The organism is Streptomyces sp. NPDC058375 (assembly GCF_042723425.1).
In the GTDB taxonomy this organism is placed as follows: Bacteria; Actinomycetota; Actinomycetes; order Streptomycetales; family Streptomycetaceae; genus Streptomyces; species Streptomyces durocortorensis.
This window is the reverse complement of record NZ_JBHXJG010000092.1, coordinates 1-25,978: the sequence shown is the minus strand read 5'-3', so window position 1 is coordinate 25,978 and position 25,978 is coordinate 1. Positions and strand designations below refer to the sequence as shown.

The window sequence follows — 25,978 nt, the reverse complement described above, 5'->3', positions numbered from 1 at the left end:
ACGCTACGAACGCAAGGCCGACCACTTCCTCGCCTTCACCAGCATTGCCTGCACCCTCATCTGCTACCGCAGGCTCGCCAAATGAGATGACTTCTAAGTGTCGCGGACCTCCGAAGGCTTGCCGTCGTCGCCCACTGCCGAGCCCCTTCCGGTAACCGCCTCGCCGACGAGAGGCCCCTGGACGGGGATGAACTTCGTCCCGATCTCCTTCGTCGATTCCGGCAGATCCCCGTTCAGCCACTCATCGATCTCAGAGGTATTGTCACGTAGGCAGTACTGCGTGTATCGCTGAGCGGACTCGATATCGGCATAGCTAGAAGCGCCGGGAATATCGTACCTACCGCTCTGCTTCTGCTCATCTCGAAGCCGCTGCAACAACTGCTCATCGGTCTTCCCCACGTGTTTGTCGAGAGCGTGCGCTCCGCCCACGCCTTCCATTGCCGCAAGGTCTACCGAGTATTTATGGGGGAACTGGCTCTCCGGCAGCTGCCAGCTGTGCTCCTTCTTGAACTCGTTCAACGAGCGGGCGCCGAACCCTTGCGCCCGAGCTCGTTCCGCTTGGAACGTGGGCGCGCTCTTGAGCGCCTCGTCGAGCTCGGGCTCAAGCAGGGCCAGTTTGCCTGCGGCGTCGCTGAACGCCTCGTGATAGGCCTCGACCGCCGCGTCCATGGAAGCCTTGTCCATATGGGAGCGGAAGGTCAGGACGACTTCCGCGAACACACCTTCCCGTTGGTCTTCCAGTTCCGGGTGCCCTTCTTGGTGGTCACCTCGGCGCGCTGGTCGCGGGCCTTGCCCCAGGCCGTGGTTCCCCAGATCGTCTGGCAGAAGGCTCTCATCGCCGCCTGCCATTCACCGTTGCCCGTGGGGTCGGTGATGTAGGAGATCGAGTCCGTGAAGTCGTCAGCCGCCTTCTTAGCGTTCTTGGAGGTTTCCCTCCAGGCCCTGGCGATGTCGCGGAACTCGTCTTCCTTGCCCCCTGGCGTCTTCTCGTGGATACGGCCGAGTCTCAGCCCCTCGTCAACCACGGGCTTCATGATGAACATGAGGAAGTCCGGGACCTCTCCGAGGATTCCGGAGATCGCCCACGAGTCGTGGTCCTCGCCCTCCCCTCGCCATGTGAGGTCGTTCGGCGGACCGTACTTGGGTGTCGTGGCGATTACCGCTGGAGGTTGCTTCTCCTCCGCTGGCTCTCCCTTGCCCTTCCTTGCCGCCCAGTCTGCCAGCGCGTAGTTGTTCGCGGTCTGCGTGAAGCCCACCGCCACACCACCCACCGACACCACGCTCTTCGCCCACAGCTCCAGGAACTTCCCGGCGACGATGCCGTACCGGTCGGCGAAGGAGTCCGCTCCCCAGCCCGTGCCGGCCGACTGACTGTATTTGTCCAGCGTCTCCATCAGTTGCTTCGCCCGCTTGTCATAGGCGAACTGGGCATCGCGTACCACGAGCGAGGTGAAGTAGAGGTGCTGAGGCTGCACATCAAAGCAGCCCAATCCGGATCGGAGAGGATCGCGGAGATCACGATCTAGGCCTCGGCTGTGAGCTGATCACCGACTCCATGGACGTCGGCGAGCACATGAGCTACACAGGCGAGCGTACGAGCGGCCTTCTGGGAACCGGCAAAGGCCATCTTCAGAGCGGAAGCGGGACCGGCCACGTCACCGACCCAGCGCACGTGCAGGGCAGAGTCCGTGAACAAGGACGACACCAGGTCGACCGACGGAACCGGCCCCTGCGAGATAGAGCCGTGCTGTGCGCCCCTCGCCTGACGGCTGGCCGAAACGCCCGTCGACAGCTGCGGAACCGGGGCGGATCTCCTCGACGATGCGCCGTACGCGCTGTCAACGCCGTCAGCCCTCAGCGCTGCGCGACGCCGGTGTGCCGGAGGGCATGGAGCCCACCAGCAGCTATCCGTACACGAAGGCGGCCAAGCCGGAATACCGGGGCGGCGGGCAGCAACTGACGCGAACGGGCGGCCGATCTACTACGTCGAGGAGTGGTACGAGCTGCCCAACGGCGATGTGGTGGTCTTCCACGACCACCATTTCGGGCATCAGAAACCGGGCGAGCCCGGCTACCTGCCGGCGCACGTCCGCGTCCGGCCGTGGGACGGCACCCGGAATGGACAGATCGAAGGCGCGGAGGAGCATTACTCCTATGACCTGGACTGATCTCGTCCCCAACCGAGATATTTTCGTGCCGTATTACGACGAGGCTCCCGAGTTGTCGGGAGTCAGGCTGCGGTCGGTGCACCTCGATGCCTGGGGCTCGGTGGTCACGCTGCGCCTGGACCTTCCCCGGTTTCCGGACCGCTGGGACCGGGGGCCGGGTGACACCATGCAGTGCCACCTCGCGTTCTCGCACGTGGAGGACTTCGAGATGACGGGGTGGCGTCCGCCGGTGACGGCCGACGTCGTGCTCACGCCACTGCCCCGGCACCGGCTGGCCGTACGGGTGGCGGCGCCGGAGCTCGACTTGTCGTACTCCTCCAACGCGGATGTGCTGGCGGGGCGTCTGAGCGTCTTCACCCTGGGTCCGGACGGCGAGGACGCCGGCCCGCACCAGTTCACGCGCATCCTGGAACGCAAGCTCTTCCCCACCGTCCCCGAGACCCATGTGAACACCTTCTATGAACACCTCTGAGATGGACCTTCCCCTCTGGCCCGAGCTGGCCGCGCTCTACGAGACGCCGCCGGACCTCTCCTCCTGTCCGCTGTACTACGTGCACGTGGACGAGCGGGACACCTCGGTCACCCTCGGCTTCGAGATCTCGCGGCTGCCGGACCACCCCAGGGCGGAGTGGGAGGGTAAGCGGTACAACACGGTGCGGTTCTTCGTCGTGTTCACCGGCGTGGACGAGCTGCGCATCACGGGCATCGCGGCGGAGCATCCGGACACGCACGACCGCACGGTGGGTGTCGTCGTGACCGACACCGGTCGACAGCGGATCTCGGTGACCGGCGAAAACCGCTCCATCACCTTCTCGGCTGCGGCGTCCGCGGTGACCCGGATTCGCGTATACCTGCAGGGCTCGCTCTGACCGGCGTCGTGAGTGTCCTGGTCACGAAGGTGCTTACCGAAAGCCGGTCGATGCCTGGGCGGCGAAAGGCGTGGCGTGCGAGGGCGGCGGGAGCGGGTAACGTCTTTGTCATATTCTTCCAGGCGCCGATTTACGAGTGAGAGCGTGATGGGCCCCTGCCGGCGTCACTCGATGTCGCCGCGTCTGTCCCCCGCCGCTGAATCCGTAGATCACTTCACCTCATTCGGGAGAACCCATGACCGTGAGCAAGAACATCAACAATCCCGTGGGCATGGGCGGCGGCCAGCGCAAGAGGCTGTCCCGCGCCGAACGGCAGAACAACGGTCCGCACCGCAACCTCGACCGCAAGGGCGCCGCCGACCAGAAGGCGGAGCTGGTGCGCAAGATGCGCGAGAGGGCAGGCACAGCCGAGGGCTCCGGGCAGACCGGCGATGACACCGCGCAGGGCTGACTCACCGCTGCGGCGGGACTGACTCACCCGGGGCTGACTCACTGCCGCAGGACCGCGCCGCAGGACCGCGCCGCCGGGGCGGCGGGCCCGCACCGCCCGTGACTCTCCTGCTGGCCCCGGCGGCCTTCCGCGCCGTGGCATGATCGCGCCGTGGCGAACGCGCAGCTTCCCCCCGGCTGGACCCTCGCGCGGATCCGCGATGTCTCCGGAGACCGGGAGGCCGTGGTGCTCGGCGGGGATCGTGCGGCAGCGTGGGTGGGCGGTCCAGGGGATGACGAGGCGATACGGCCGGAGATCGTGATCGGGTTCCACGGGCTCTGTCTGGTGAAGCCGATCGACAGCGAGGACTGGTACATGGGCGGCCTCAACGATGACGGGACCGTCGACTGCTGGTCCGCCTACGACGACTTCTACGAGGCGTTGAGGGGGCTGTAGGCCGGGGCCCCGGGCTCCGGCCCGGCGAGCAGAAAGGTGCTCGCCACACTCGGCGAGGGGCAGGCATGCGCAGCAATGCTCGGATGCGGGACATCCTGCGGGCGACCGACATCACCGGCCTGACCGATCAGGACGTCCCTCCCCCGTTCCGTGAGGTCGTGGAGCGCGGGTGGTCCGTCACGGCCGCCGGCGGACGCGTGCTGGCCGGGCTCCGGCCGGCCGTTCCCGGCCTCTGCCTCGACCGGCTCGCGGAGGAGGCGACGGTCAACGGGCGAGGTATGACCGACTACGACCTCCCCTCCGCTCCCCGCGAACGCACGCCGCTCCTCCTCCGCAGGTGTCTGGCGTACGTGTGCGCCTGCCTGCGGGAAGCGCGCGAGGAGTTCGGCGACACCCAGGTGAAGGCGTACGTCTCCTTGTCCTTCGCCGATACCGACGAGGGCCTCCTCACCTCGAACGTCACCTTCTGCACCCCGCTCCCCGACGTTCGCCCCTACATTCCGGGCCTGGAGGACGTCACGGATGCGGCAGTCGCGGAAATCTCCGCCGAGGACTGCTCGGTGTGGCGCTGACGTCGGGGCCGAGAAAATTATTGACCGATCGTTCCGCATGGGGCTACGGTCTCCGATGTGGCCAGGACCAAGGAATTCGATCCGGACGCCGCACTGCAGTCGGCTCTTGAGCTGTTCTGGCGGCGCGGCTACGAAGCGACGTCGATCACCGACCTCGTCGAGCACCTCGGCATCGGCCGCGCCAGCATCTACGCCACCTTCGGCAACAAGCACGAGCTGTACCTGAAGGCCATGGACCGGTATTCCGAGGGGCAGGATCCGCACCTCCTCACCCCGCTGTCCCAGCCGGGGCCCGCACTGCCCGCGGTGCGGGCGCTGGTACGCCGATTCGCCTCGGAGGCCGCCTCCCCCGAAGAGCGGCTGAACGGCTGCCTCATCACCAACACGGCCGCCGAACTCGCCCCGCACGACCCTGCGGCAGCCCGGCGGGTCGAGATCAGCTGGGAGCAACTGGAGACCCTGCTGCACTCCGCGCTGGTACGAGCCCGGGCCCAGGGCGAGCTGCCCGATGGCCGCGATCCGCGCGCCCTGTCCCGCATGCTGCTCGTCCTGATGCAGGGCCTGCGGGTCGTCGGCAAGGCGTCCAGCGATCCCGCCCGGGTGCGGGACGCGGCCGAGCAGGCGCTGACCCTGTTGGACTGAGTCGCCCTCGCCCGTTCGCCGTTCGCCGTTCGCCGTCATTTTCCCTGCTTCATCGCCTCACTGCTTCGTTGTTGGAGTGCATCCACCCCGCCGGGGCCGCCGGCCGCACTCTCTCTCGCATGCCCAGATAATGGACCGATCGATCAAATATAAGGAGGGTCATGTCCGTCAAGGGAGCCACCCGCGTCGTCGACGTGCAGCGCCGGTACGCCTTCGCTCTCCTCGGCAGCGTTCAGGCCACGCTGATCTTCACGCTCGCCGCGATCGCCGTGCCGCTCCCGGCCATCGGACGCGAATTCGGCTTACAGCGGGCCGACTTGATCCTGCTCAGCGCCTCGTACGGACTCACCTTCGCCGGGCTGCTGCTCTTCGGCGGGCGCCTCGCCGACCGTTACGGCGGGCGGCGTGCCCTTCTCGTCGGTCTCCTCCTCTTCGCCGCGGCCTCGGCCGCCGCCCCGTTCGCCCCCGGTATCGAGGCGCTGCTCGCGGCCCGCCTCGTCCAGGGCGCCGGCGCGGCCCTCGTCGCGCCCGCCGCCATGGCCGTGCTGCGTGCCGTCCACCCCTCCCCCGCCGCGTACAGCAGGGCGATGGCCTCCTGGGGCGGCCTCTCCGTACTCGGTGCGACCGCCGGCAATCTGCTCTCCGGCGTCATCCTGTCGTGGCTTTCGTGGCGTTGGACCTTCGCCGTGCCCCTCGCGGTCGCGGTCCCCGCCCTGTTCCTCGCGCCCCGGCTGCTGCCCCCCACCGCTCCGCACCGGGGCAGGGCTCTCGACCTGCCGGGGGCCGCTTTCGCCACCCTCGGGATCACCCTCGCCAGTTACGGGCTCGTCGTCACCGATGTCCGGCCCTGGTCGTCGGCCGCCGTGCTCCTGCCGCTGCTCGGCGGCGCAGTCCTCCTCGCCGCGTTCCTGTACGTCGAGCGTCGCGCCCACGATCCGCTGCTGCCACCCCGCTTCCTGCTCGACCGGCGGCGAGCCCTCGCCCTCTCGGCCATCGCGCTGAGCGCCTGCGGGACCGCGATGACCTTCGTGGTCCTCTCGCTCCACCTCCAGCAGACCCGCGACTGGTCGCCGCTGCAGACCTCGGCCGCGTTCGTACCGTTCGCCATCGCGCTGATCGCCACGGGCCGGGCGGCAGGACCGCTCGTCATCCGGTACGGGGCCGGAGCCGTCACGACCGCCGGGCTCGGCACCGGCGCGGCCGGGCTCGCCCTCCTCGCCGCCACCGGGCTCCAGGCGCAACTCCCGTACGCGTACGGAAGTCTGCCCGGTCTCGTGCTGCTGGCGGCCGGTGCCGCCGCGTCCTTCGGCGGAGCCTCGGTACTCGCCACCGAAGGCTTACCGCCGCAGCGGGCCGGGCTCGCGGGCGGTGTGCTGAACAGTGCGATGGAGCTCGGCCCCACCGTCCTGTTCGCCCTCCTGCTCACGCTGGGCAGCGATGCCCTCTCCCTGGCCGCGACGGGGTCCGCCCTGGCCGTCGTGGCCCTCATCAACCACCGCACCGGCTGATCCAGCCATCACCCAAGTGATCGAAGATTCTGAGGAGTTGCCTGACCATGAACAGTTTCGCCGGTAAGACCGTGCTCGTCACGGGCGCAGGGTCCGGTCTCGGGCGCGCGATCGCGCTCGCCTTCGCCGCCGAGAACGCGTCCGTCATCGCCGCGGGTCGCACCGCCGCCTCCCTGGACGAGACGGTTCGCCTGATCGAGGCGGCCGGCGGCACGGCTGCCGCCGTCACCGCCGACGTCACCGACTCCGACCGGCTCCGGGGCCTCGTCCGCGAGAGCGTCGACCGCTTCGGCGGGCTCGACATCGCCGTCAACAACGCGGGGATACTCCGCGGCACCGTCCCTGTCGGGGAAGTGAGCGAGGAGGACTGGGACGCGGTGCTGCGCACCAACGTCACCGGCGTCTGGCTGGCCATGAAGCACGAGATCGCCCACATGAAGGAGAACGGGGGCGGGGTCATCGTCAACATCTCCTCCAACCTCGGCGCGCACCTGCGTATCCCCCACGCCGCCGCGTACATCACGTCGAAGGCAGCGGTCTCGGCGCTGACCCGCGCCGCCGCTCTCGACCACATCCACCAGGGCATCCGCATCAACGCGGTCAGCCCAGGGGCCTCCGCCGCCCCGATGTCGCTGTTGCCCGGCGAGACCGAGGCCGATCGGGCGGAGCGGATGAAGTCGGAGAACCCGCTCGGCCGGGTCGCGGAGGCCGAGGAGGTGGCGGCCGCGGTGCTCTACCTCGCCTCGCCCATGGCCGGTTCGGTGGTCGGCACCGATCTCGTCGTCGACAGCGGGGCGTCGGCCTGACCTCACCTGTTCCCGTCGCCGACCGGGAGTCGGGGGTCGGCGGTCGGGGTCAGTCGGGTGGGTGTCGCCGCGCAGCAGTAAGGCCTGCGGGGCTCGGTGCGGCGGTGGGCCTGCGCCTTGCCCGTTCCCGCCGTGGGGCCGGCTAGCCGTACATCGCGCTGCTGTAGACGTACAGGGCGATCACGCCGGCAACGCAGACGAGGATCACCCACGAGCTGAAACTCGTGTGTCTTTCCTTGAGCCTTCCGGATCTTCCGGATTTCCCGGATCTCCTGGATCTCTCGGCTCTCTCGGCTCTCTCGGCTCTCTCGGATCTCCCGGATCTCCCGGATCTCCCGGATCTCCCGGATCTTCGCTTCGCGGCCTTTCCCGGCCGACGGGAGCGCCCGGAAGCCGCCCCGTCCGGAGTCGCCCGCACCGTATCGGCCGCCGCATCGGCCAGCAGGCGGCGGCAGGCGGCGGCGAGCACGTCCGTACCGGCGGAGAGGGGCACCACGGCCTCCGAGCGCGCCGGGGCGGTGGTGCCGCCGTCCAGGATGCGCCCGGCGCGTACGAGGATCTCGTCCCGGCCGCCCGCCGGAGCGAGGCTGATCCACCGCCGTACGTGTTCGCCCCGGATGACCATCCCCCCGGACCGCTCCCGGTACACGGTGTGCTCGCGCCACAGCACGCCCGCCAATTCCGTAGCGGTGTCGCGCAGTTGTGCCCCCACGATTCCTCCCCCTCCGCCTCCCGGCGAATCGAACAAGCATCGCACTCTACTGGCGTGTGCAGATTCTCTGTCCGTCCGGGGGTGACGGAATCGCGGAGCTTCGCTCAGCGCACGGGGAAGCCGAAGGCGTAGCCCTGCTCCTTCAGCCAGGGCAGCACCTCGCGCAGCGCCTCCACGGTCTCGGAGCGTTCGCCGCCCGCGTCGTGGAAGAGGACGGTCGGGCCGCCCGAGATCTCACGCTTGACGGTGGCGACCATGGTGTCCGCACCCGGGTGCTCGAAGTCCTTGGTGTCGACGTTCCAGCCGAGCGGTCGCATCCCGTGGGAGGCGGCGAGCTTCCGGCTGTACGGGGTGAAGGCACCGCCCGGGGCCCGGTAATACTGCGAGCGGACACCGCCGGACGCCTTGGTGATCATGCGTTCGGCGTCCAGGATCTGCCGCGACTGGTAGGCCTCGGACTTGGTGTCCATGGCGGTGTCGTGCGAGACGGTGTGGTTGCACAGCCGGTGTCCGTCCGCCACGACCGCCTTGACCAGGTCCGGGTACGCCTGCGCCTGGGTGCCCACCATGCAGAACGTGGCCTTCACCCCCTGGTCCTTCAGCAGTCGCAGCACCTGCGGTGTCCAGACCGGGTCCGGTCCGTCGTCGATGGTGATGTTGACGCCCCGGGCGCCGCGGTCCGAGGCGTGCGCGATGTCCGCCGCCACCTCGGCCACCGGCCGGTCCCGGGCGTCCGGCGACGAGACACGCCCTTGCGGCTGTCGCGCTCCGGCGGTGTCGGCCTGCGCGGTCCACACCGAGGTGGCGGCGGCCAGCGCCGTCACGCCGAGCGCGGCCGCGAGGAGCCGGCTGTGCCACGCCCTTCCCTTGTGCTTGCCCATGTCCGCCCGCCCCTTTTTCCGCCGTCTCCACCGATACCGTGCGCCTATCCAGACATGCGCACGCCCGGGCGGGATCCCTCCGTTACGGACCACGGACACTTCTGCAGGAAGTCGGCGACAAACGGCGGGGGCCTTCAGCCTCGGGAGCTGGGGGCGGGGAGCGTGAACGTCGGCTTTCCTGCGGGAAGCCGGGTCGTGTACGCGCTCAGATACGTGTCCAGGTACGGTGCGCGCTCGCCGGCCGTGGGCGTGTCGTCGGACGGGTCGTCCAGCGAGAGACCGAGCCGTGCGTCCTTGATGCGTACGGTCTGCCGCGACGGGGTGTCGAGCCAGTCGCCGGTCCCGATCGTGCCGATCTCCACGGCCAGTGTGTGGCCGGCCTCCAGGGTCCAGTCGGCCGACTTGAGGTCGAGGGACAGGCGGTCCGCGTCCAGGCGGGAGACCTGCTCGTCGAACATGACGGCCTTGCCGTCCTCGGCCACGTCGTACAGCTTGACCATCACGTTCCCCTCCCCCTCGGCGGTCATCGAGATCCGCGGGGTGCCGGTGATCCGGGTGGTCCGGTCCAGGGGCCGGGAGCGTATGACATAGCTGTTGGCGGGCTCCGAGGTCCGCTGCGAGCCCTTCCCGGGCGTCCTGTCGGTGGAGGGGGATTCGCCGTCGTCCACGTAGACGCCGTCGCCCAGCGGCACGGTCACCGACCGGTCCGCCTCCGGCCAGGTCTTCTGGGCGCGCCAGGCGCCGGTGGAGTCCTGGATGGCGTAGGGCGGGTGGGCGGCCGTCGGCTTCTCGCCCTTGAGGTACTGGTCGTAGAACGACATCGTCTCCTCGAACCAGCCCGCACGGCCCATCTCCAGGCGCCCCTTCTCGTCCTCCTCGTTGCCCCTCACGTGGTCCCACGGGCCGAGCCAACCGCGCTGCGGGCCCCGGTGGTTGGCCAGGAACTCCCGCATCCCCTCGGGCTTGGTGTTGGACTCGATGAAGCCCTGAGTGAAGAACAGCGGGGTGTCGGTACCCTCGGCCTTCTCCGCCTGGTCGCGTTCGGTCCAGTACGGGTCGGCCGGGTCGGCGATGCGGTAGCCGTCCGAGTTCGCCACGAAGCACTCCGGGTGCTTCTTCTCGTAGTCGGCGTTGGCCCGGTAGCGGGCGTCGTCGTCCTTCATCCCGGGCATCGCGGCGATGGCGTTGTACGTGGTGGCGGTGGCTACGGCGTTCGGGCGGGGCACGCCGTTGGAGTGGATGAGGCGGTACGCGTCCCACACCGGTTCCTGCGCGACGACGGCCTTCAGCGCGTCCTGGTCGAGGTTGTTGCCGATGAGCCCGGTGAGCGCGTCGAAGGACTTGCCGTACATCCCCACCGCGCCCGTGGACCACGGGCGGTCCGCGGTCCAGTCGATCGCGGCCTGGATGTCGGCCCGGTCGCCGGGGCCGCCGAAGTCCAGGCAGCCGGTGGAGCCGCCGAAGCCGCGCGTGTCCACCATCACGAACGCGTAGCCCTTCTCGAACAGGTCGGTTCCCTCCATGAAGTCCTGGAAACGGCCCGAGGGGCCGGAGCGTTCGTGGTCCTCGGGAACGATCTCCCCGGCGTGCCCGAAGTACGCGCCCGCCGACAGGATCACCGGCACCTTCTCGCCCTTGGCCAGGCCCTCCGGCAGCAGGACGTCCGCATGCAGCTCGGTGCCGGAGCCGTCGGAGGACGGGAAGTAGTGCTGGGTCCAGACCGCGCCCTTGGGGACGCGGTCGTTCTCCTCGTGCGTGACGCCGTCCGTCGCGGTCGCGGTCGCGGTCCTCGTGGCGGTCGTGGTCGCGGTCCCGGCTTCCGGCGGGGCCGCGAGGGCGGGGGCGACGAGCGTGCCGGTCAGGGCTATGGCGGTGATGAGACCGGTGGTGGCCAGGCCGGCCGCCCGGTGCGTCCGGCGCGATCGGGGCGTCCGGGGTGTCCGGGGCGTTTGGGGCGTTTGGGGCGTTTGGTCAGTCGGTCGGTGGGTCGGTCGGTTGGGCCTCAACTGGTCCTCCCTAGTGGTGCGGTGTCGGGGATGGGGTGGGATGGGATGGTTCTGGCCGGGCCGGGTCGGAAGCCCGGGTCACCGTTCGGCCGGGGCCTCCGCCTTGAGCCGCTTCGCCGAACTGCGGCCCGCCCAGAGGACGACGAGAAGGGCGACGGCGAGCAGGGGGTAGCCCATGGCGAGCTTCGCGAAGGCCAGCCAGCCGGTCCGGTCCTCGTCGTACAGCCACTGCTGGACGACGAACCGGGCGGCGAAGACGGCGGTCAGGGTGAGCGTGGCGATGTCGTAGGCGCGCCGCGACGGCTTGTCCCGCAGCCAGGCGGTCCCGGTGCCGTTGAGCGCGCCCCAGACGACTCCGGCCAGCGGCCGGCGGACGACGACCGAGAGCAGGAAGAACGCGCCGAGCGCGAGGTTGGACCAGATGCCCAGCAGGAAGTAGCCCTTGGCCGACCCCGTCTTCCAAGCGACGAACGCGGCGACCGCGACGCCGAACAGGCCGGACAGGGCGGGCTGGAGGGGCTCCTTGCGGACCAGGCGCAGCACGGTGATCGCCAGACCCGTGCCGAGGGCGGTGACGATGGCTCCCGTCAGCCCGAGGGCGGCGTTGGCGAGGACGAAGGCCGTGACCGGCAGCATCGTGTACACCAGGCCGGACGGGCCGCCCAGCTGCTCCAGCGCGGTCCGCTGCTTCGCGTGCTTCCCCGGCGTGCCGCCCGGTTCCGGTGCTCCGGCCCCGGTGCGGGAGGGGTGTGGGTGTACGGATGCCGTCATGGTGCGAGATCAACTCCCCGGTCGTCGCCCGGCGGTGCGGCGTGCCCCGCCGCTCCGGCGGTCTCCGTGATCGTGTGCGTAACTCCAACCTGCCCGGGTGCGGCGGCCCGGCGGGATGCCGACTGTCATGGATCGGCATGACGGATGTCATGGGCACAGCCATGCCGTCGCCCGACGCCGGGCGCTCAGCACGGTGCGCCCGGGGTGTTCGCATGCCCGTTCGCCTCGGCTGCGGCATGCTGTCCCGGTGTACGAGAGCCATATGACGGTGCTGTGCGAGGGCGACGAACTGCGCAGGCTGAAGCGCTGGGCCGTCCTTAGGCCCGACGTGAAGTTCACCCATATCGCGCTGGCGCGCGGGCGGACCGCCTCCCAGCCGATGCTGACGCTGCGCGGGAGCCGGCCGTCCTACGGCGACGAGCTTGCCGCCGTCCGCCGGGCCGCGGCGGAGCTGGCCGGGGACGGGTTCGCCGTGGCGCGCGTGAAGGTCGAGTGCGCGCCCCGGGCGGCGGAGGTGCCGCGCGACGACGTCGACGTTCCGGATGCCGAACACCCCCACGGCGGGCGGCACTTCGAGCACCATGTGAAGCTGCTGCTCGACCCGGCGGACGACGTCCGGGAAGCCCTCGTCGCGGTGGCCGTACGGCACGGCGCGCACGTCTCGTGGAACGCGCGCCGTCGACGGGCGGACGGGCGGGAGGAGCGCTTCGTCACCCAGCGCTGCCACCGGACGGGCGATCGGCGGGCGGCGCTGATGCTGGACGCGCTCCTCGCCGAGCTGACGGCGTACGACGTGGTGGTGCGGATCCGCGCCGCCGGGGCCGTCTGCGAGGACATCTGGACGTACGAGAGGGTGCCGGGCCGCCGCATGATGCTGCCCTGGGAGGCCCCCGGCACCCCGGGCGGCTGGGTGCAGCTGGACTTCGTGTTCGGCGAGCAGCTGCCCGATTCGCCGGAGCGGATCCTCCTGCCGTCCGGCGGGGTCCTGTACGGGGCCACCCCGGCCCTGTCCCTGGCCTGGAAGGTGATGTGGCTGGTCAGCGACATGTACGCGCAGGGCAAGGACCTCTACGACGCGACCCTGCTCGCGGAGCGGCACCCGCTCCCCGACGCCCTGCTCCAGGAAGTGTTCCGGCTGAGCGGGGAGTGGCCGGAGACCGGGCGGGAGCGCGTGGTGCGCGAGGATGTGGACGCGGCGCTCGGGTACGTCGAATGGCATCACTTCGTCAACGAGTACCCGCAGTTCGCCGATCGTGAAGCGGAGTTCGTCGGCCGGCTGCGGGCGGCGCTGGCCCCCACGTTCGCCGGATCCGCCGAAGCCTTCGGATCCGCCGACGCCTCCGGCTCCGGCTCCGGCTCCGGCTCCGGCTCCGGCTCAGGTCAATGACCCGGACGGCTGGGCGTCGGAGCCGGTGATCACACTGGTACGGACGTGGCGTGCTGGTGAGCGGCGGAGTTGAGGATGGAGCCGAAGGCAGAGCCGAGGCCGGCGAATCGGATGGGAACCCACCTGGAGGATCAGGCGACGGATCAGGTACGGCGCGGGGCCTGCACGGACCTGAAGCTGCCGGACGAGCCGGAGCGGCCCGAGCAGCCCGAGCAGCCCGAGCAGCCCGAGCAGCCCGAGCAGCCCGAGCAGCCCGAGCAGCCCGAGCAGCCCGAGCAGCCTGAATAAGGGTGGGGGCGGAGCAAGGCCCTGAGAACACCGGCGCCGGGAACCCCAGCGGCACCGAAGACCTCGGAGGCCACGGAGGCCCCGGGACACCGGAGGCAGGCTCCGTTCTTTGCCTACTCTTTACCCGCATCGGGGCCGATGCCGGGATGGCCACGCGGCGCGAGCGTGTTGGGGCCGGGTGGACCACCCCCGCGAAGGACAGGAACCCGACGTGACAGACGTGACAGACGAGGCAGCCCCGGTAGGCGTGACGGCGACGGCAGGCGCGACGGACGCGGCAAGTGCGACGGAGACGGCAGGCGCGACGGACGCGGCAAGTGCCGGTCTCGCCGCCCGCGCTGCGGCCTCCCTCTCCCGCCCGTTCTCGGTCCGCGGGCTCACCGCCCGGAACCGGATCGCGATGGCGCCCATGACCCGGCAGTTCTCCCCGGACGGCGTCCCCGGACAGGACGTGGCGGACTACTACACCCGCCGCGCCGCCGCCGATGTCGGCCTGATCATCACCGAGGGCACGTACGTCGACCACGAGTCCGCGGGGACCAGCGACCGGGTGCCGCGCTTCCACGGCGAGGCCGCACTCGCGGGCTGGGCCAACGTGGCGGACTCCGTGCACCGGGCCGGCGGCGCGATCATCCCGCAGCTGTGGCACGTGGGCGTCACCCGCACCGAGGGCGCCGGGCCCGTCCCGGACGCCGAGCCGGTCGGCCCCTCGGGCCTCTCCCTGAGCGGCGAGCCCAAGGGGCGCGCCATGACGCAGAAGGACCTCGACGACGTCATCGCCGCCTTCGCCGACGCGGCGGCCGCAGCCGAGCGTCTCGGCTTCGACGGTGCCGAACTGCACGGCGCGCACGGCTACTTGATCGACCAGTTCCTGTGGTCCGGAAGCAACCGGCGCACCGACGCCTACGGCGGTGACCTGATCGCCCGGACCCGTTTCGCGGCCGAGATCGTGGCGGCCTGCCGTGCCGCCGTCTCCGACGCCTTCCCCCTCTTCTTCCGGATGTCCCAGTGGAAGGCGGACGCGTACGAGGCGAAGCTCGCCGAGACCCCCCAGGAGCTGGACGCCCTCCTCACGCCGTTGGCCGAGGCCGGTGTCGACGTCTTCCACGCGTCCACCCGCCGCTACTGGCTGCCGGAGTTCGAGGACTCCGACCTGAACCTGGCCGGCTGGGTGAAGAAGATCAGCGGACGGCCGACCCTCACCGTGGGCTCGGTCGGCCTGGACGGCGACTTCTTCAGCGCCTTCCAGGGCAACGACTCCCGGGTCACCGGCATCGAGCAGTTGCTGGACCGGATGGAGCGCGACGAGTTCGACATGGTGGCCGTCGGGCGGGCACTGATCGCCGACCCCGAGTGGGCGGCGAAGTCCCTGCGCGGGCGCACCGCGGACATCACCCCGTTCTCCGCGGAGATGCTGAAGAACCTGCACTGATCGGCAAGGCAAGTCCCTTACTGCGAAGCCCTGTTCGCCGCTGCCGGCAATCCCGCGCGGATGGCGGCGATCAGGGCGCGGCCGGCCTCGTGGGCGGCGGCGCTGCCCTCGGCAGGGCTCGTACCGGCGCGCTGGTGCAGGACGACGCCGATGACCAGGCGACGGACTCCGGCGACCTCCTGCGTGGTGGCCCAGACGAGGTTGCCGCCCGCCGGGGTGGAGGAGCCGGTCTTCAGCCCGATGACCCCGTCGTGCCCGAGCAGCTTGTTCGTGTTGCGGAAGGTCACCCCCGCGCCCGGCGCCGTGACGGAGGCGGTCGCCACGATCCGCCGGAAGGCCGGATCCTTCATCGCGGCGCGGGCCAGCCGCAGTTGGTCCACCGCCGTGCTCCTCGTACTCGCCTCCATGCCGCTCACCCCGGTGTACGTGGTGGCACGCATGCCGAGCCCGGCGGCCGCGCGGTTCATCTTCGCCACGAACGCCTTCTCGTCGCCCGTGTCCCAACGGGCCAGCAGCCGGGCCACGTTGTTGCCGGACGGCACCATCATCAGTTCCAGAAGCCGCCGTTGGGTGTACTTCCGCCCGGCGAGCACCGGGGCGGTCGTCTCGACGGAGGAGTACGACTCGTCGGCCGCCCGCTGATCGGCGACCACGGTCGCGCCGGGGGCGTCGGCGCTCATCGGATGGTGCTTGAGGATCACGTAAGCCGTCATGACCTTGGTGACGCTGGCGATCGGCACCGGCTTCTGCTCGCCCCGGGTGCCGAGGCTGCCGATCCCCTCGACCGCCACGCTCGCCTGCCCCTCGCGTGGCCAGGGCAGCTGCATCGACCGGGCGAGCGGCGCCACCTCCTCCCCCGATCCCTGGGCGGCGGCCGGCCCGGCCGTGGCCCCCGTCGTGGACCCGTTCGGGGATCCGCCGACCGCGTACCACCCTCCCGTGCCGGCCGCGAGGACCCCGGCGGCGGTCAGCGGTACGAGAACCGAGCGGTGGAGGAGCAGGCGGAGTCGGAGGCGGAAGCGGACGCCCCTCGCGGTGGGGACGCCCCTCCCGGTGGGGACGCCCCTCCCGGTGGGAGGGGGGACAGCGGGGGCTGCGGGCATGGGTTCCTCCAGGTGGACCGGTGCGGTTTCCCGTACCGGAGTCACCTTCGAGGAGTCGTTCTTCCGGACCCGTACAGCACCGTTTCCGCCCCCGCGAGAGTGCGTTTCGGTTCCGTATCAGGCGGTGTGTGCGGGGGGCGCCAGGTCGAGGACCGCGAGCGCTCCCCCGCCCGGGGCGTTCGCGAAGGCCAGCCGGGCGCCGAGCACCTCCGCCTGGCCCTGGGCGACCGTCAGGCCGAGACCGTGCCCCCGGCCGCGTTCGCTCGCGCCGGTTCGGAAGCGCTGCGGGCCGCGCTCCAGCAGGTCGGGCGGGAAGCCGGGGCCGTGGTCGCGTACGGCGATCCGCGCGCCGGTCACGGTCACCTCGACGGGGGCCGCGCCGTGCCGGTGGGCGTTGGTGACGAGGTTGACCACGATCCGCTCCACCCGGCGCGGGTCGGTCTCCACCACCTCGGCGTCCGCTGCGGTGACGTCCGTGTCCGTGCCCGTGCGCCGCACCACGTCCGCGACCAGTTCGCCCAGCGGAACCGGGTCGAGGCGGGCCCGCTCGGCGCCCGCGTCCAGGCGGGAGATCTCCAACAGGTCCTCGACCAGCGCGTTCAGGGCCCGCAGCCGGTCCCGTACGAGGCCGGTCGCCTCATCGTCCTCGGGCAGCAGCCCGGCGGCCGTGACCAGGCCCATGAGCGGGGTGCGCAGCTCGTGCGCGACGTCGGCGGTGAAGCGGCGCTCGTTCTCCAGCTTGCGCTGGAGGGCGGCGGCCATGTCGTCGACGGCCGCCGCCATCTCGGTGATCTCGTCGCGGGCCCGCCCGGCCGGTCCGATCCGGGCGTCGAGGTCGCCGTCGGCGATACGGCGGGCGGTACGGGCTCCGTGGCGCAGCCGCCGGTTGATCGGTTCCGTGGCGAGGGCGGCGAGCGGGACGACGAACAGGAGGGCGGCGAGGACGGATTTCACGATGCTGCGGTCCAGGAGCTGGAGGCTGCGGACCTCGGTGCTCATGTCGTCCCGGACGACGAGGAATTGGTCGTCGTCGACGGCCACGGCGCCCCACATCCAGAACCAGTTGGGGGGATCGGCGTCGTACCAGGTGGCGTACCCGCCGACATCCGGCCGGCCCGTGCCCGGACGGCCCGTGCCCGGCTGGTCGGCCTCCGGCTGGTAGGTCTCCGGCTGGTAGGTCTCCGATTGCTCCGCGAAGCCGGCGAGATCGCGGGCCAGCGGTTTTGGCAGTTCAGACCTGCTCCGTACGTCGATGTCGGCCGGAGCCCTCCCCGTACGGTCGTACTCCCGCTCGGCGGCGATCAGCCGGGTCAGCGTCCGGTCGGTGCCGACGCGCAGGCCGCGTTCCCGGGTGGCGTCGTGCACCAGGAAGCCGATGACAGCGGCGACCGCGCAGCAGGCGGCGGCAGCCAGTGCGGCGATCTTCCAGCGCAGGGCGCGGGGATTGAGGAAGTCCACGGCGATCGCCGGCCGCTCAGCCGCGGACGAGCTTGTAGCCGAAGCCGCGGACCGTCTCGATCCGCCCGCTGCCGATCTTCTTGCGCAGCCGCAGCACGCACAGGTCCACAACCCGGGTGTCGCCCTCCCAGCCGTAGTCCCACACGTCGCGCAGCAGCCGGCGGCGGTCGAGCACCGAGCCGGGCGCGGCGGCGAACTCCAGCAGCAGCCGCAGTTCGGTGGGGGTCAGCGACACGGTCTCGCCGGCCCGGCGCACCTCCATGCCGAGGGTGTCGACGGTCAGATCGCCGAAGGCCAGTACGTGGTCGGGGGCCTCGGGCGGTGGACTCGCAGCGGGCTGAAAGGTGGCGCGGCGCAACAGGGCGCGGATCCGGGCGACCATCACGGCGGTGTCGAGGGGCTTGATCACATAGTCGTCGGCCCCCGCCTCCAGGCCCGCGACGACATCGAGGGCGTCACCGCGCGCGGACATCATCAGGACCGGTACGGAACTCTCCTCGCGGATCCGGCGGCAGAGCCCGATGCCGTCCAGCTCGGGCAGCATCACGTCGAGGATCAGCAGATCGTGCGCTCCCGCGCGGAAGGCCTCCAGACCGCTGAGCCCGTCGGCGGCCACGTCGACCCGGTAGCCGTAGCGTTCCAGGGCCAGTTGGACGGCACGGCGGATGGTGGCGTCGTCCTCGACCACGAGCACGCCGACGGGGGCGGGGCCGGGGGTCGGGGTGGGGCCGGGGGCCGGTCCTCGGGCTTCGGACACGCTGCCTACCTGGGCGTTCGAGGTCATCGGTCGGTCGGTTGCTTGGCCGGTCCGTCGGTTGCTTGGCCGGTCCGTCGGTTGCTCGCCGGTCGGTCGGTCGCATCGTAGTCGGGGGAGGGCGGAGGGCCCGGTCACCGGCTCAGCGTGGCCGCGACCGGGAGGTGGTCGCTGCCGGTGGCGGGGAGGGTCCAGGCGGCGCGCGGGGTCATCCCCCGCACCAGCACGTCGTCGATGCGGACCATCGGGAACGCGGCGGGCCAGGTGAACCCGAGGCCGTCGCCCGCCTCCCGTTGCGCGGAACGCAGCTGCGAGGTCACCGGGTCCAGCGCGCCGTCCTGATACGTACCGTTGAAGTCGCCCAGCACCACGGCCCGCGGCGCGGGCTCCGCCCGGAGCGCGGCGGCCAGCTCGCGGGCCGCGTCGTTGCGCCGGCCGGTCGTGAAACCGGCCGCCGAGACCCGTACCGACGCCAGGTGCACCGCGTACACGGCGACGGGTCCGTCCGGGGTCCGGGCCGTGGCCCGGAGCGCGCGGGTCCACGGCATGATCGGCACCGCCTTCACGTCCGCCAGCGGGTGCCTGCTCCAGAGGCCGACCCCGCCGATCACCGCGTGGTGCGGGTAGGCGGCGGCCAGTTCGCGGGAGTAGACGGCGGCCGACGCGTCGGACAGCTCCTCCAGCGCCAGCACGTCCGCGCCCGCTCCGGCGAGCACGCGCGCGGTGCCGGCCGGGTCGGTGTTGCCCTCGTCCACGTTGTGGCTGACCACCGTCAGGTCGCCGCCGCCGACACCGTCGGCGCGTTTGTCGGTGAGCGCGCCGCCGAAGAGGGTGACCCAGACGACGGCGGGCGCGAGCACCGCCACGGCGACGGTCCGGGACCGGCGTACGGCGGCGAGCCCGAGCAGGACCGGCACGCAGAGGCTCGTCCAGGGCAGCAGCGTCTGGAAGAGGCTGCCCGCGTTGACGCCCGCGTTCGGGATGCACGCGTGCAGCGCCATCAGTGCGGCGCAGAGCACGGCGCCCGCGGCGATCAGACGGTCCGGGCGCCGGGCGGGCCGGTGGCGGGGCGCGAGCCCTGCGGACGCGGGGCCAGTGGACGGGATCCCAGTGGACGCGGGGCCTGCGGACGCGGGGCCTGCGGACGCGGGGCCCGGCCCGGAGTCCGGACCCGGCTCGGGGCCCGGACCCGGCTCGGAGTCCGGACCCGGCTCGGGGTCGGGGTCGGTCGCCGCGTCCGTGGCAGGCGCTGCGGCCTTGGGTGGGCTCAGCACGGCGGAGTTCTCCTGACGGTCGACGCGTACCCCGGGGCGGGGTACGCGGACAGCCTCCGGGAACACCGCTTCCGGCTGGTCAGGGGCGCACTTCGAGCACCGCACGGCTCTGTTTCAGCTACGTATCGGTGCTGGGCTGCCTGGCCGGGAGTCAGGTCGGCATGGGCCGGGGCGCGGTCAGGCCCAGCAGCTCCCGCGCGTCGCGCACCGCGTCCTCAGCGCCCTCCCGGCCGCCCCGGCCCCCGAGGTCGAACGCCTCCGAGAACGCCGGTGCGCCCAGGACCGCCCGTGCCGCCGCCGTGACGCGATCGACGTCGGCGCGTTCGGCGGGCGGCAGCGGGGCCCCGGCGCGGTGGCGGGCAGCAGCGGCGGCCCCGAGGAGGCGGGCGGCGCAGACGGCTTCCGGCGTACGCCCCGCCAGGGCCGCCGCCCCGGCCAGGCCCTCCAGGGACAGGGCCAGGGCGCGCGGCTCGGCGAGGGCGCGGGCGATGTCCAGGCCGCGCAGGTGGTGCGCGGCGGCCGGGCCCGCCTCGCCCCGGAGTTCGGCGACGAAGCCGAGCTCCGCGCGGAGCAGGTGGTCCCCGGCCCGGGACGACACGGCGGCGAACCCGTCGCGGAGACGCAGGAGGTGCGCCTCGGCGGCGTCGAGGTCACCGGAGCGGCGGGCGCCGAGGGCCAGGCCCATGCCGGAGTGGATCTCGCCGTACGTGTAGCCCTGTTCGGCCGCGATGCGCCGGGCCTGCTCGTGCAGGTCGCGGGCCCGGTCCCAGTCGCGGGCGAGCAGCGCGAGCCGGCCGAGTCCGGAGAGCCGGGCCGACACCTCCGCCTCAAGACCCAACTCCCGGGCCATCCGCAGCCCTTCGAGCTGCCGTTGCTCCGCCTCCTCGTACGCGCCCTTGATCTCGGCGAGCGCGGCGAGCGGGGACACCGTCTGCAACTCACCCCAACGGTCACCCAGTTCGCGGAAGAGCGCGGCACTGCGCCGCCCGTCGCGGCCGAGCGCGTCGAGGTCGCCGCCGGTCAGGGCGAGCGTCGACCGCAGGCCGAGGGCGGCCGCGGTGCCCCACGGGTCGCCCGCGGCGGTGAACAGGGCGAGCGCGCGGGCGTTCAGTGCTTCGCCGCCGGCCGTGTCGCCCGCGCTGAACAGGCCGTACGCGCACAGCCACAGCGCGCGGGCCCGCCGCACGGGGTCGGGGACGGCTTCGGCGACCGCCACGATTTTGGCCTCGGGCGTGGCGTGCCCACCCCTGATGGCCCCGGGCTCGGCCGTGGCGGGCCCTGCGGGCTCGCCGGTGAGGAGGGCGAACGCCCGGTGCAGCAGCGCGAGTTCGGCCGTACCCGCAGATCCCCCCGGTACGGCCGCCAGGACCGCGTGCAGACTCCGACGAGCCTCGGTGAGGCGGCCACGCAGCAGCCACCACCAGGCAAGGGCCCCGGCCGCCCGAACAGCTTCGTCCACTGCCGCCCGAACAGCTTCGCCCGCCGCCCCCGGGACGGTCGGGGCGTTCGGGGTCGACCGGGCGTTCGACGCGGACAGCGCGTTCGGCGCGTTCGGCCCGTTCGGCCCGTTCGGCGCGCTGCGCACCGCCTCGTCGAGGGCCGCCCGCAGATTCCCGGCCTCGGCATCCAGCCGGTCCAGCCAGGGGCGTTGCTCCGCCCCGCGCAGCTGAGGCTCGGCGCGGCGGGCGAGCGCAAGGTAGTGGCGCAGGTGGCGGTCGCGTACGGCCGCGAGGCCCTCCGTCGCGTGCAGTTGCTCCGTCGCGTACGCGGCGACGGACTCCAGGAGCCGGTAACGGGGCCCGTCGGGGCCGGTCGCCACGACCACGAGGGACCGGTCGACGAGCCGCCCGACGAGGTCGAGTACGTCCTCCCGGGCGACGCCGTCCCCCGCGCACACCGCCTCCGCCGCGGCGAGGTCGCAGCCGTCACGGTGGACGGCGAGGCGGCGCAGGACGACACGCTCGGGGTCACCCAGCAGCTCCCAGCTCCAGTCGATCATCGCCCGCAGGGTCTGCTGGCGGGCCGGGGCGCCCCGCCGTCCGGTGGCGAGGACCCGGAACCGGTCGCCCAGGCGGGCCGCCAACTCCCGTACTCCCAGAGCTCTTACGCGGGTGGCGGCCAGCTCCAGCGCCAGCGGGATGCCGTCGAGGCGGCGGCAGATCTCGGCGACCGCCTCGCGCTCGGGCCCGTCCGGATCGCGGGGAAAGCCGGGGGCCGAGGCCCCGGCACGCTCCACGAACAGCCGGGCGGCCTCGGCGGGCGGGAGCGGCTCGACCAGGAACACCGCCTCGCCCGCCAGGCCGAGGGGCTCCTGACTCGTGGCGAGGACGCGCAGCCCGGGGGCGGCGCGCAGGAGCAGCTCGGCGAGTCCGGCGGCGGCGTCCACGACGTGCTCGCAGTTGTCCAGGACCAGCAGGGTCCGGCGGTCGCGCAGGGCGGCGGCGAGGCGGTGCGGCAGGGAAACGGCCCCTGCACCCGCACCCGGCGCGGCGCTCGGGGCGTCGTCCCGGATGCCGAGGGTGGCGGCGACGATCTGGGCCAGGTCGGCGTGCGTGCCCGTACGGACACCGGCGAACTCGACGAGCCAGACACCGTCCCCCGGCCCGCCGCATCCCGCACCGCCCGTCGCGGTCCGGCCCCTCTCAGCGGTGGCGGCGGCGACGGCCAGCCGGGTCTTGCCTACCCCGCCGGGCCCGGTGAGGGTCACCAGCCTGTCATTGGACAGGAGTTGGGATATCCGGGCGAGCGCCGGCCGGCGGCCGACCAGGGGGGTGAGGGGGAGCGGAAGGTTTCCCTGAGGAAAAGGAAGCGGGGGAGCCTCGGGCGCCGAGTGCGAGCCCTCGGATCCCGCCGCGCGTCCCCTCTCCCCTTGCCCCTCCCCCGGGATCAACACCGGATCCTGTCGGAGCACCGCCCGGTGCAGGGCGGCGAGTTCAGGCCCGGGGTCGACCCCCAGCTCGTCCACGAGGCGACCCCTGAGGTCCTCGTACGACGCGAGCGCCTCGCTCTGGCGTCCCGCCGAGTAGAGCGCCCGCATCTGGACCGCGCGCAGCCGCTCCCGCAGCGGGTGCCGGCCGATGAGGTCGGCCAGCTCCCCGGCGAGCAGCATGTGGTCCCCCGCCTCCCAGCGGGCCTCCGCCTGCTCCTCCAGCACGGACAGCCGCTGCTCCGCCAGGCGCTGGACGGCCTCCCGGGCGAACGGGGCGTCCGCGAAGTCCGCGTAGGCGGGGCCCCGCCAGAGCCCGAGGGCCTCCGTGAGCAGCGCGGCCCGCGCGCGGGGATCCCGTACGGGGCGGGCCTCGGTCACCAGGGCCCGGAAGCGGTCGGCGTCCACCTCGTCCGTACCGCGCTCCAGCCGCAGCCGGTAGCCCGGGGACTGCCGCACCACCCGGTCGCGGCCGAGCACCCGGCGCAGCTGGGAGACCTTGGCCTGGAGCGCGCCCGCGGGCTTCCCGGGCGGCGCGTCGCCCCACAGGTCGTGGATGAGCCGGTCGGCGGAGACCGGGCCGCCGTCGTGCGCGAGGAGGTCCGCCAGCAGGGCCCGGACCTTGCGCTCGGGGACGGTGACGTCACGCCCCTCGTCGTCCCCCACCACCAGTGGCCCGAGCACCCCAAACCGCATACGCGCCACCGTACATGCGGGGAGGAGGGCTGGTCGTCAGCGTCCCCGAAGGTTTCCCGAAGCGGTCCGGCGCACAGTCGTGCTCGCCGTCGAGGCCGCCCACGTACCGGCGGCGAAGCCACCCACGTACCGCGTCGAGGGCCACCCACGTACCGGGAGACCAGGAGCAGACCCCATGAGCACCGCACCCGACACCACCGCCGACTCCCCCGCGGCGCCCGAGCCCCCCGGCAAGGGCCGGGCCCGGCAGAAGCTCCCCCTCCTCGCCCTGCTGGCCCTCGCCACCGCCGTCTTCATCACCAGCCTCACCGAGACGCTCCCCGCGGGCCTGCTCCCCGCGATGAGCGCGGACCTCGGGGTGAGCGAGTCCGCGACCGGGCAGACGGTGACGGTCTACGCGATCGGCACCGCCCTCACCGCGATTCCGCTCACCGCAGCCACCGCCGGCCGGCGGCGCAAACGGCTGCTGCTGGCCGCGATGGGCGGCTTCGCCCTCGCCAACACCGTCACCGCCCTGTCGTCCGTCTACGAACTGACCATGGCGGCACGGTTCCTCGCCGGGGTGGCGGCCGGTCTGGCGTGGGCGCTGCTCGCCGGATACGCGCGGCGTATGGCCCCCGCGCACCTCCAGGGCAAGGCCATCGCCGTCGCCATGGCGGGGATCCCGGTGGCCCTGTCGCTCGGCGTGCCCGCCGGGACGTTCCTCGGTGACTGGCTCGGCTGGCGCGTGGCGTTCCTCGCCATGACCGGGCTCACCGTGCTGCTCCTGCTGTGGATCGCCGTGGCCGTGCCGGACTTCCCCGGGCAGGGGCGCGGCGAGCGGCCGAGGATGCTGCGGACGCTGCGCATCCCGGGGGTGAGCCCGGTCCTGTTCGTGACGCTGGTCTTCGTCCTGGCCCACACCATCCTGTACGCGTACATCGCCGCGTACCTCGACCACCTGGGCCTGGGCGGCTCCACCGGGCTGATCCTCCTCGTCTTCGGCGCCGCCTCGCTGGCGAGCATCTGGATCACCGGGGTCCTGATCCACGACCGGCTGCGCGGCCTCACCGTCACGGGCGCCCTGCTCGTCGCCGTCGCCGCGGCGCTCCTGGCCGTACTCTCCGACACCACCGCGCTCGTCTACGCCGCCGCCGTGCTGTGGGGCCTGGGCTGGGGCGGAATCCCCACCCTGCTCCAGACCGCCGTGGGCGACGCGGGCGGGCCGTCCGCCGACGCGGCCCAGGCGATGCTGGTCACGCTCTGGAACGCCGCCATGGCGGCCGGCGGCATCGTCGGCGGGATCCTCCTCGACACCGTCGGCAGCGGCTCCTTCCCCTGGACCGTCCTGCTGCTCCTGCTGCCGGTGATCGCGGTCGTGCTGTACGCCCGGGGCGCGGGCTTCCCCGCCCGCCGGAAGGTCACCTCGCCGATCGCCGCAAGCGAGGACCCGGCATGAGCAGAAGACATACGCACCCCACCGGACCGCCACACCACCCCACGCGGGTCCACTCCACCGGACCGCCGCACCCCCCCCGACAGGTCCACATCGCCGCGCAGCTGCCCGGCATCCACAACGTGACCGTCTGGTCGGATCACCGACGCCCCGCTGCACCTCGCCGTCGCGCTCGACGGCGCAGGCTGGCATCCGGCGGCGTGGCGGGCGGCCGGCGCCCGGCCCGCAGAGCTGCTCTCCGCCGCGTACTGGGCCGACCTCGTCGCCGAGGCCGAGCGCGGGCTGCTCGACTACGTCATGTTCGAGACGCCCCCGGCCTCCAGTCCGCCGCCTTCCACCGGCCCGACGACCGCACCGACCAGGTCCGGGGCAGGGTGGACGCGGTGCTGCTCTCGGCCCACCCCGCGCCGCTCACCACCCACATCAGGCTGGTGGACAGCTGGGAGGACGACGCGGAGATCCGGGACGCGGCGACGAGCCGCTTCCTCCACCGCGACAAGGTGCACCACATCGACTTCGAGGGAGCGCACATCTCCGTCAAGGGCCCCTCAATCACGCCGCGTTCACCGCAGGGCGCGCCACCGGTGGTGAGCCTCGCGCACGCGTCGGTGCCGTACGAGTTCGCGGCGCTCGCCTCGGACGTCGTGCACCTCAAGCCGCACGACCGGGCGGGGGTCGCCGCGGTCCTCACGGAGGTTGACGCTGCGGTGGAGCGCGCCAGGCGGGACGTACGGGAGCGGCCGCTGCGACGGTTCGCGGACCTGCTACTTCCTGGACGAGAAGCCGGGCGCGGCCGAGCGCCGCAAGGCACACCTGGACAGCCGGGCCAGGGCCGGGACCGGGACCGGGGGCAACGCCGGCGCCGGGACCGGGACCGGGGGCAGCGCCGGCGCCGGGACCGGGACCGGGGGCAGCGCCGGGACCGGGGTGGGGCTCGGCTCCGACGCCGCGATCTTCACCGGCACGCCCGCCGACCCGGCCGATCTGCTGCTCGACTGGCACACCGCCGGGCTCGACGGCTTCCGGCTCCGCCCCGGCGTCCTGCCGCACGACCTCACCGCGATCACGCGCGGCCTGGTACCGGAGCTTCAGCGGCGCAGCGCATTTCGGACGGCGTACGACACGACGACGCTCCGCGGCCACTTTGGGCCTGACCCGGCCCAGAAGTCGTTACGCGAGGGGGGAGCCGGAGCCGAGCCGGTGATGCCAGAATACCTACGGAACGAACGACGGAGAGCCGCAGCCGAATGAACGACTGCGGCTCTCCGGATTCCCTGAACGCTTGAGCAGTCAGCGTCCTGGGGAGCTAAGACCGTGTCCTACATGGTCAGTTTGAGGAATCGTTTGTAGCAGCAGAGAGCGGCTGCCAGTCCGAGAAAGGCCAGGTAGTTGCCCGGTTTCCGC

At 72.3% G+C, this 25,978-nt stretch carries 24 protein-coding genes and 1 pseudogene; 14 read left to right on the top strand and 11 right to left on the bottom strand.

Annotation, left to right across the window (positions count from 1 at the left end):
• Positions 1–93: 93 nt before the first annotated feature.
• Entirely contained in the window at positions 94–720 is a 627-nt protein-coding gene (locus tag ACFWM7_RS17210; protein ID WP_383261148.1) for an RNase A-like domain-containing protein, read from the bottom strand.
• Entirely contained in the window at positions 699–1,475 is a 777-nt protein-coding gene (locus ACFWM7_RS17205; protein ID WP_383261146.1) for a hypothetical protein, read from the bottom strand. The genes ACFWM7_RS17210 and ACFWM7_RS17205 overlap by 22 nt, the downstream gene beginning before the upstream one ends.
• Positions 1,476–2,018: 543 nt before the next feature.
• On the opposite strand from ACFWM7_RS17205, the gene ACFWM7_RS17200 reads away from it, so the two are divergent.
• The 9 genes from ACFWM7_RS17200 (at position 2,019) to ACFWM7_RS17160 (ending at position 7,451) form a co-directional block, all read left to right on the top strand.
• Positions 2,019–2,168, top strand: a complete 150-nt coding sequence (locus ACFWM7_RS17200; protein ID WP_383261143.1) for an HNH/endonuclease VII fold putative polymorphic toxin — start codon at positions 2,019–2,021, stop codon at positions 2,166–2,168.
• Positions 2,155–2,640, top strand: a complete 486-nt coding sequence (locus tag ACFWM7_RS17195) for an Imm50 family immunity protein (RefSeq protein ID WP_383261139.1) — start codon at positions 2,155–2,157, stop codon at positions 2,638–2,640. The genes ACFWM7_RS17200 and ACFWM7_RS17195 overlap by 14 nt, the downstream gene beginning before the upstream one ends.
• On the top strand, positions 2,627–3,037 hold the full coding sequence (locus tag ACFWM7_RS17190) for an Imm50 family immunity protein (RefSeq protein ID WP_383261136.1): 411 nt from the start codon (positions 2,627–2,629) through the stop codon (positions 3,035–3,037). The genes ACFWM7_RS17195 and ACFWM7_RS17190 overlap by 14 nt, the downstream gene beginning before the upstream one ends.
• A gap of 235 nt (positions 3,038–3,272) precedes the next feature.
• Entirely contained in the window at positions 3,273–3,488 is a 216-nt protein-coding gene (locus ACFWM7_RS17185; protein WP_383261134.1) for a DUF6243 family protein, read from the top strand.
• 150 nt (positions 3,489–3,638) lie between these two features.
• The gene (locus tag ACFWM7_RS17180) at positions 3,639–3,923 is read left to right on the top strand and encodes a hypothetical protein (protein ID WP_383261132.1); all 285 of its coding nucleotides are present in this window, start codon (positions 3,639–3,641) and stop codon (positions 3,921–3,923) included.
• 65 nt (positions 3,924–3,988) lie between these two features.
• Positions 3,989–4,495, top strand: a complete 507-nt coding sequence (locus tag ACFWM7_RS17175; RefSeq protein ID WP_383261130.1) for a hypothetical protein — start codon at positions 3,989–3,991, stop codon at positions 4,493–4,495.
• A 57-nt stretch (positions 4,496–4,552) separates the two neighbouring features.
• Positions 4,553–5,137: a TetR/AcrR family transcriptional regulator gene (locus ACFWM7_RS17170; RefSeq protein ID WP_383261129.1), complete on the top strand. Its 585-nt coding sequence runs from the start codon at positions 4,553–4,555 to the stop codon at positions 5,135–5,137.
• Positions 5,138–5,298: 161 nt separating this feature from the next.
• A complete protein-coding gene (locus ACFWM7_RS17165; protein ID WP_383261127.1) occupies positions 5,299–6,645 on the top strand; it encodes an MFS transporter in 1,347 nt (448 codons plus the stop codon).
• A gap of 47 nt (positions 6,646–6,692) precedes the next feature.
• Positions 6,693–7,451, top strand: coding sequence for an SDR family NAD(P)-dependent oxidoreductase (locus ACFWM7_RS17160; protein ID WP_383261124.1), 759 nt, complete (start codon positions 6,693–6,695; stop codon positions 7,449–7,451).
• A gap of 142 nt (positions 7,452–7,593) precedes the next feature.
• Here the strand turns inward: ACFWM7_RS17160 and ACFWM7_RS17155 are convergent, their stop codons facing one another.
• The 4 genes from ACFWM7_RS17155 to ACFWM7_RS17140 form a co-directional block, all read right to left on the bottom strand.
• Entirely contained in the window at positions 7,594–8,121 is a 528-nt protein-coding gene (locus ACFWM7_RS17155; protein ID WP_383261160.1) for a hypothetical protein, read from the bottom strand.
• Positions 8,122–8,267: 146 nt separating this feature from the next.
• Positions 8,268–9,044, bottom strand: a complete 777-nt coding sequence (locus ACFWM7_RS17150; RefSeq protein WP_383261122.1) for a polysaccharide deacetylase family protein — start codon at positions 9,042–9,044, stop codon at positions 8,268–8,270.
• A 134-nt stretch (positions 9,045–9,178) separates the two neighbouring features.
• Positions 9,179–10,939, bottom strand: a complete 1,761-nt coding sequence (locus tag ACFWM7_RS17145; RefSeq protein WP_383261158.1) for a CocE/NonD family hydrolase — start codon at positions 10,937–10,939, stop codon at positions 9,179–9,181.
• 189 nt (positions 10,940–11,128) lie between these two features.
• On the bottom strand, positions 11,129–11,821 hold the full coding sequence (locus ACFWM7_RS17140; RefSeq protein ID WP_383261120.1) for a DUF3159 domain-containing protein: 693 nt from the start codon (positions 11,819–11,821) through the stop codon (positions 11,129–11,131).
• A 247-nt stretch (positions 11,822–12,068) separates the two neighbouring features.
• Between ACFWM7_RS17140 and ACFWM7_RS17135 the strand changes: the two genes are divergently transcribed.
• The 3 genes from ACFWM7_RS17135 (at position 12,069) to ACFWM7_RS17125 (ending at position 14,928) form a co-directional block, all read left to right on the top strand.
• Positions 12,069–13,208 carry a nucleotidyl transferase AbiEii/AbiGii toxin family protein gene (locus ACFWM7_RS17135; protein ID WP_383261118.1) on the top strand — a complete coding sequence of 380 codons (1,140 nt, stop codon included), beginning with the start codon at positions 12,069–12,071 and terminating at the stop codon, positions 13,206–13,208.
• Positions 13,209–13,319: 111 nt separating this feature from the next.
• Positions 13,320–13,496 (top strand): hypothetical protein, encoded by a 177-nt coding sequence (locus ACFWM7_RS17130; RefSeq protein ID WP_383261116.1) that lies wholly within the window; start codon positions 13,320–13,322, stop codon positions 13,494–13,496.
• A gap of 247 nt (positions 13,497–13,743) precedes the next feature.
• Positions 13,744–14,928, top strand: coding sequence for an NADH:flavin oxidoreductase (locus ACFWM7_RS17125; RefSeq protein WP_383261155.1), 1,185 nt, complete (start codon positions 13,744–13,746; stop codon positions 14,926–14,928).
• A 17-nt stretch (positions 14,929–14,945) separates the two neighbouring features.
• On the opposite strand, the gene ACFWM7_RS17120 is transcribed toward ACFWM7_RS17125, so the two are convergent.
• The 5 genes from ACFWM7_RS17120 to ACFWM7_RS17100 form a co-directional block, all read right to left on the bottom strand.
• Positions 14,946–15,929: a D-alanyl-D-alanine carboxypeptidase family protein gene (locus ACFWM7_RS17120; RefSeq protein ID WP_383261153.1), complete on the bottom strand. Its 984-nt coding sequence runs from the start codon at positions 15,927–15,929 to the stop codon at positions 14,946–14,948.
• A gap of 219 nt (positions 15,930–16,148) precedes the next feature.
• Complete coding sequence (locus tag ACFWM7_RS17115) at positions 16,149–17,489, bottom strand: sensor histidine kinase (protein WP_383261114.1); 1,341 nt, start codon at positions 17,487–17,489, stop codon at positions 16,149–16,151.
• A 16-nt stretch (positions 17,490–17,505) separates the two neighbouring features.
• Positions 17,506–18,273, bottom strand: a complete 768-nt coding sequence (cseB, locus tag ACFWM7_RS17110; RefSeq protein ID WP_383261112.1) for a two-component system response regulator CseB — start codon at positions 18,271–18,273, stop codon at positions 17,506–17,508.
• A gap of 104 nt (positions 18,274–18,377) precedes the next feature.
• Positions 18,378–19,349 carry an endonuclease/exonuclease/phosphatase family protein gene (locus ACFWM7_RS17105; RefSeq protein WP_383261151.1) on the bottom strand — a complete coding sequence of 324 codons (972 nt, stop codon included), beginning with the start codon at positions 19,347–19,349 and terminating at the stop codon, positions 18,378–18,380.
• A gap of 319 nt (positions 19,350–19,668) precedes the next feature.
• The gene (locus tag ACFWM7_RS17100) at positions 19,669–23,139 is read right to left on the bottom strand and encodes a BTAD domain-containing putative transcriptional regulator (protein ID WP_383261110.1); all 3,471 of its coding nucleotides are present in this window, start codon (positions 23,137–23,139) and stop codon (positions 19,669–19,671) included.
• A 175-nt stretch (positions 23,140–23,314) separates the two neighbouring features.
• Here ACFWM7_RS17100 and ACFWM7_RS17095 point away from each other — a divergent pair, with 175 nt between their 5' ends.
• Together ACFWM7_RS17095 and ACFWM7_RS17090 are read left to right on the top strand one after the other, a co-directional pair.
• The gene (locus tag ACFWM7_RS17095; protein ID WP_383261108.1) at positions 23,315–24,577 is read left to right on the top strand and encodes an MFS transporter; all 1,263 of its coding nucleotides are present in this window, start codon (positions 23,315–23,317) and stop codon (positions 24,575–24,577) included.
• Positions 24,578–24,712: 135 nt separating this feature from the next.
• A pseudogene (locus ACFWM7_RS17090) lies at positions 24,713–25,778 on the top strand (LLM class flavin-dependent oxidoreductase).
• The last annotated feature ends 200 nt before the right edge of the window (positions 25,779–25,978 follow it).

Coding starts and splice junctions, on each gene's coding strand:
- ACFWM7_RS17195 (WP_383261139.1), top strand. CDS start 2,155: ATGACCTGGACTGATCTCGTCCCCAACCGAGATATTTTCGTGCCGTAT.
- ACFWM7_RS17190 (WP_383261136.1), top strand. CDS start 2,627: ATGAACACCTCTGAGATGGACCTTCCCCTCTGGCCCGAGCTGGCCGCG.
- ACFWM7_RS17185 (WP_383261134.1), top strand. CDS start 3,273: ATGACCGTGAGCAAGAACATCAACAATCCCGTGGGCATGGGCGGCGGC.
- ACFWM7_RS17175 (WP_383261130.1), top strand. CDS start 3,989: ATGCGCAGCAATGCTCGGATGCGGGACATCCTGCGGGCGACCGACATC.
- ACFWM7_RS17165 (WP_383261127.1), top strand. CDS start 5,299: ATGTCCGTCAAGGGAGCCACCCGCGTCGTCGACGTGCAGCGCCGGTAC.
- ACFWM7_RS17160 (WP_383261124.1), top strand. CDS start 6,693: ATGAACAGTTTCGCCGGTAAGACCGTGCTCGTCACGGGCGCAGGGTCC.
- ACFWM7_RS17150 (WP_383261122.1), bottom strand. CDS start 9,044: ATGGGCAAGCACAAGGGAAGGGCGTGGCACAGCCGGCTCCTCGCGGCC.
- ACFWM7_RS17140 (WP_383261120.1), bottom strand. CDS start 11,821: ATGACGGCATCCGTACACCCACACCCCTCCCGCACCGGGGCCGGAGCA.
- ACFWM7_RS17130 (WP_383261116.1), top strand. CDS start 13,320: ATGGGAACCCACCTGGAGGATCAGGCGACGGATCAGGTACGGCGCGGG.
- cseB (WP_383261112.1), bottom strand. CDS start 18,273: ATGACCTCGAACGCCCAGGTAGGCAGCGTGTCCGAAGCCCGAGGACCG.
- ACFWM7_RS17100 (WP_383261110.1), bottom strand. CDS start 23,139: ATGCGGTTTGGGGTGCTCGGGCCACTGGTGGTGGGGGACGACGAGGGG.
- ACFWM7_RS17095 (WP_383261108.1), top strand. CDS start 23,315: ATGAGCACCGCACCCGACACCACCGCCGACTCCCCCGCGGCGCCCGAG.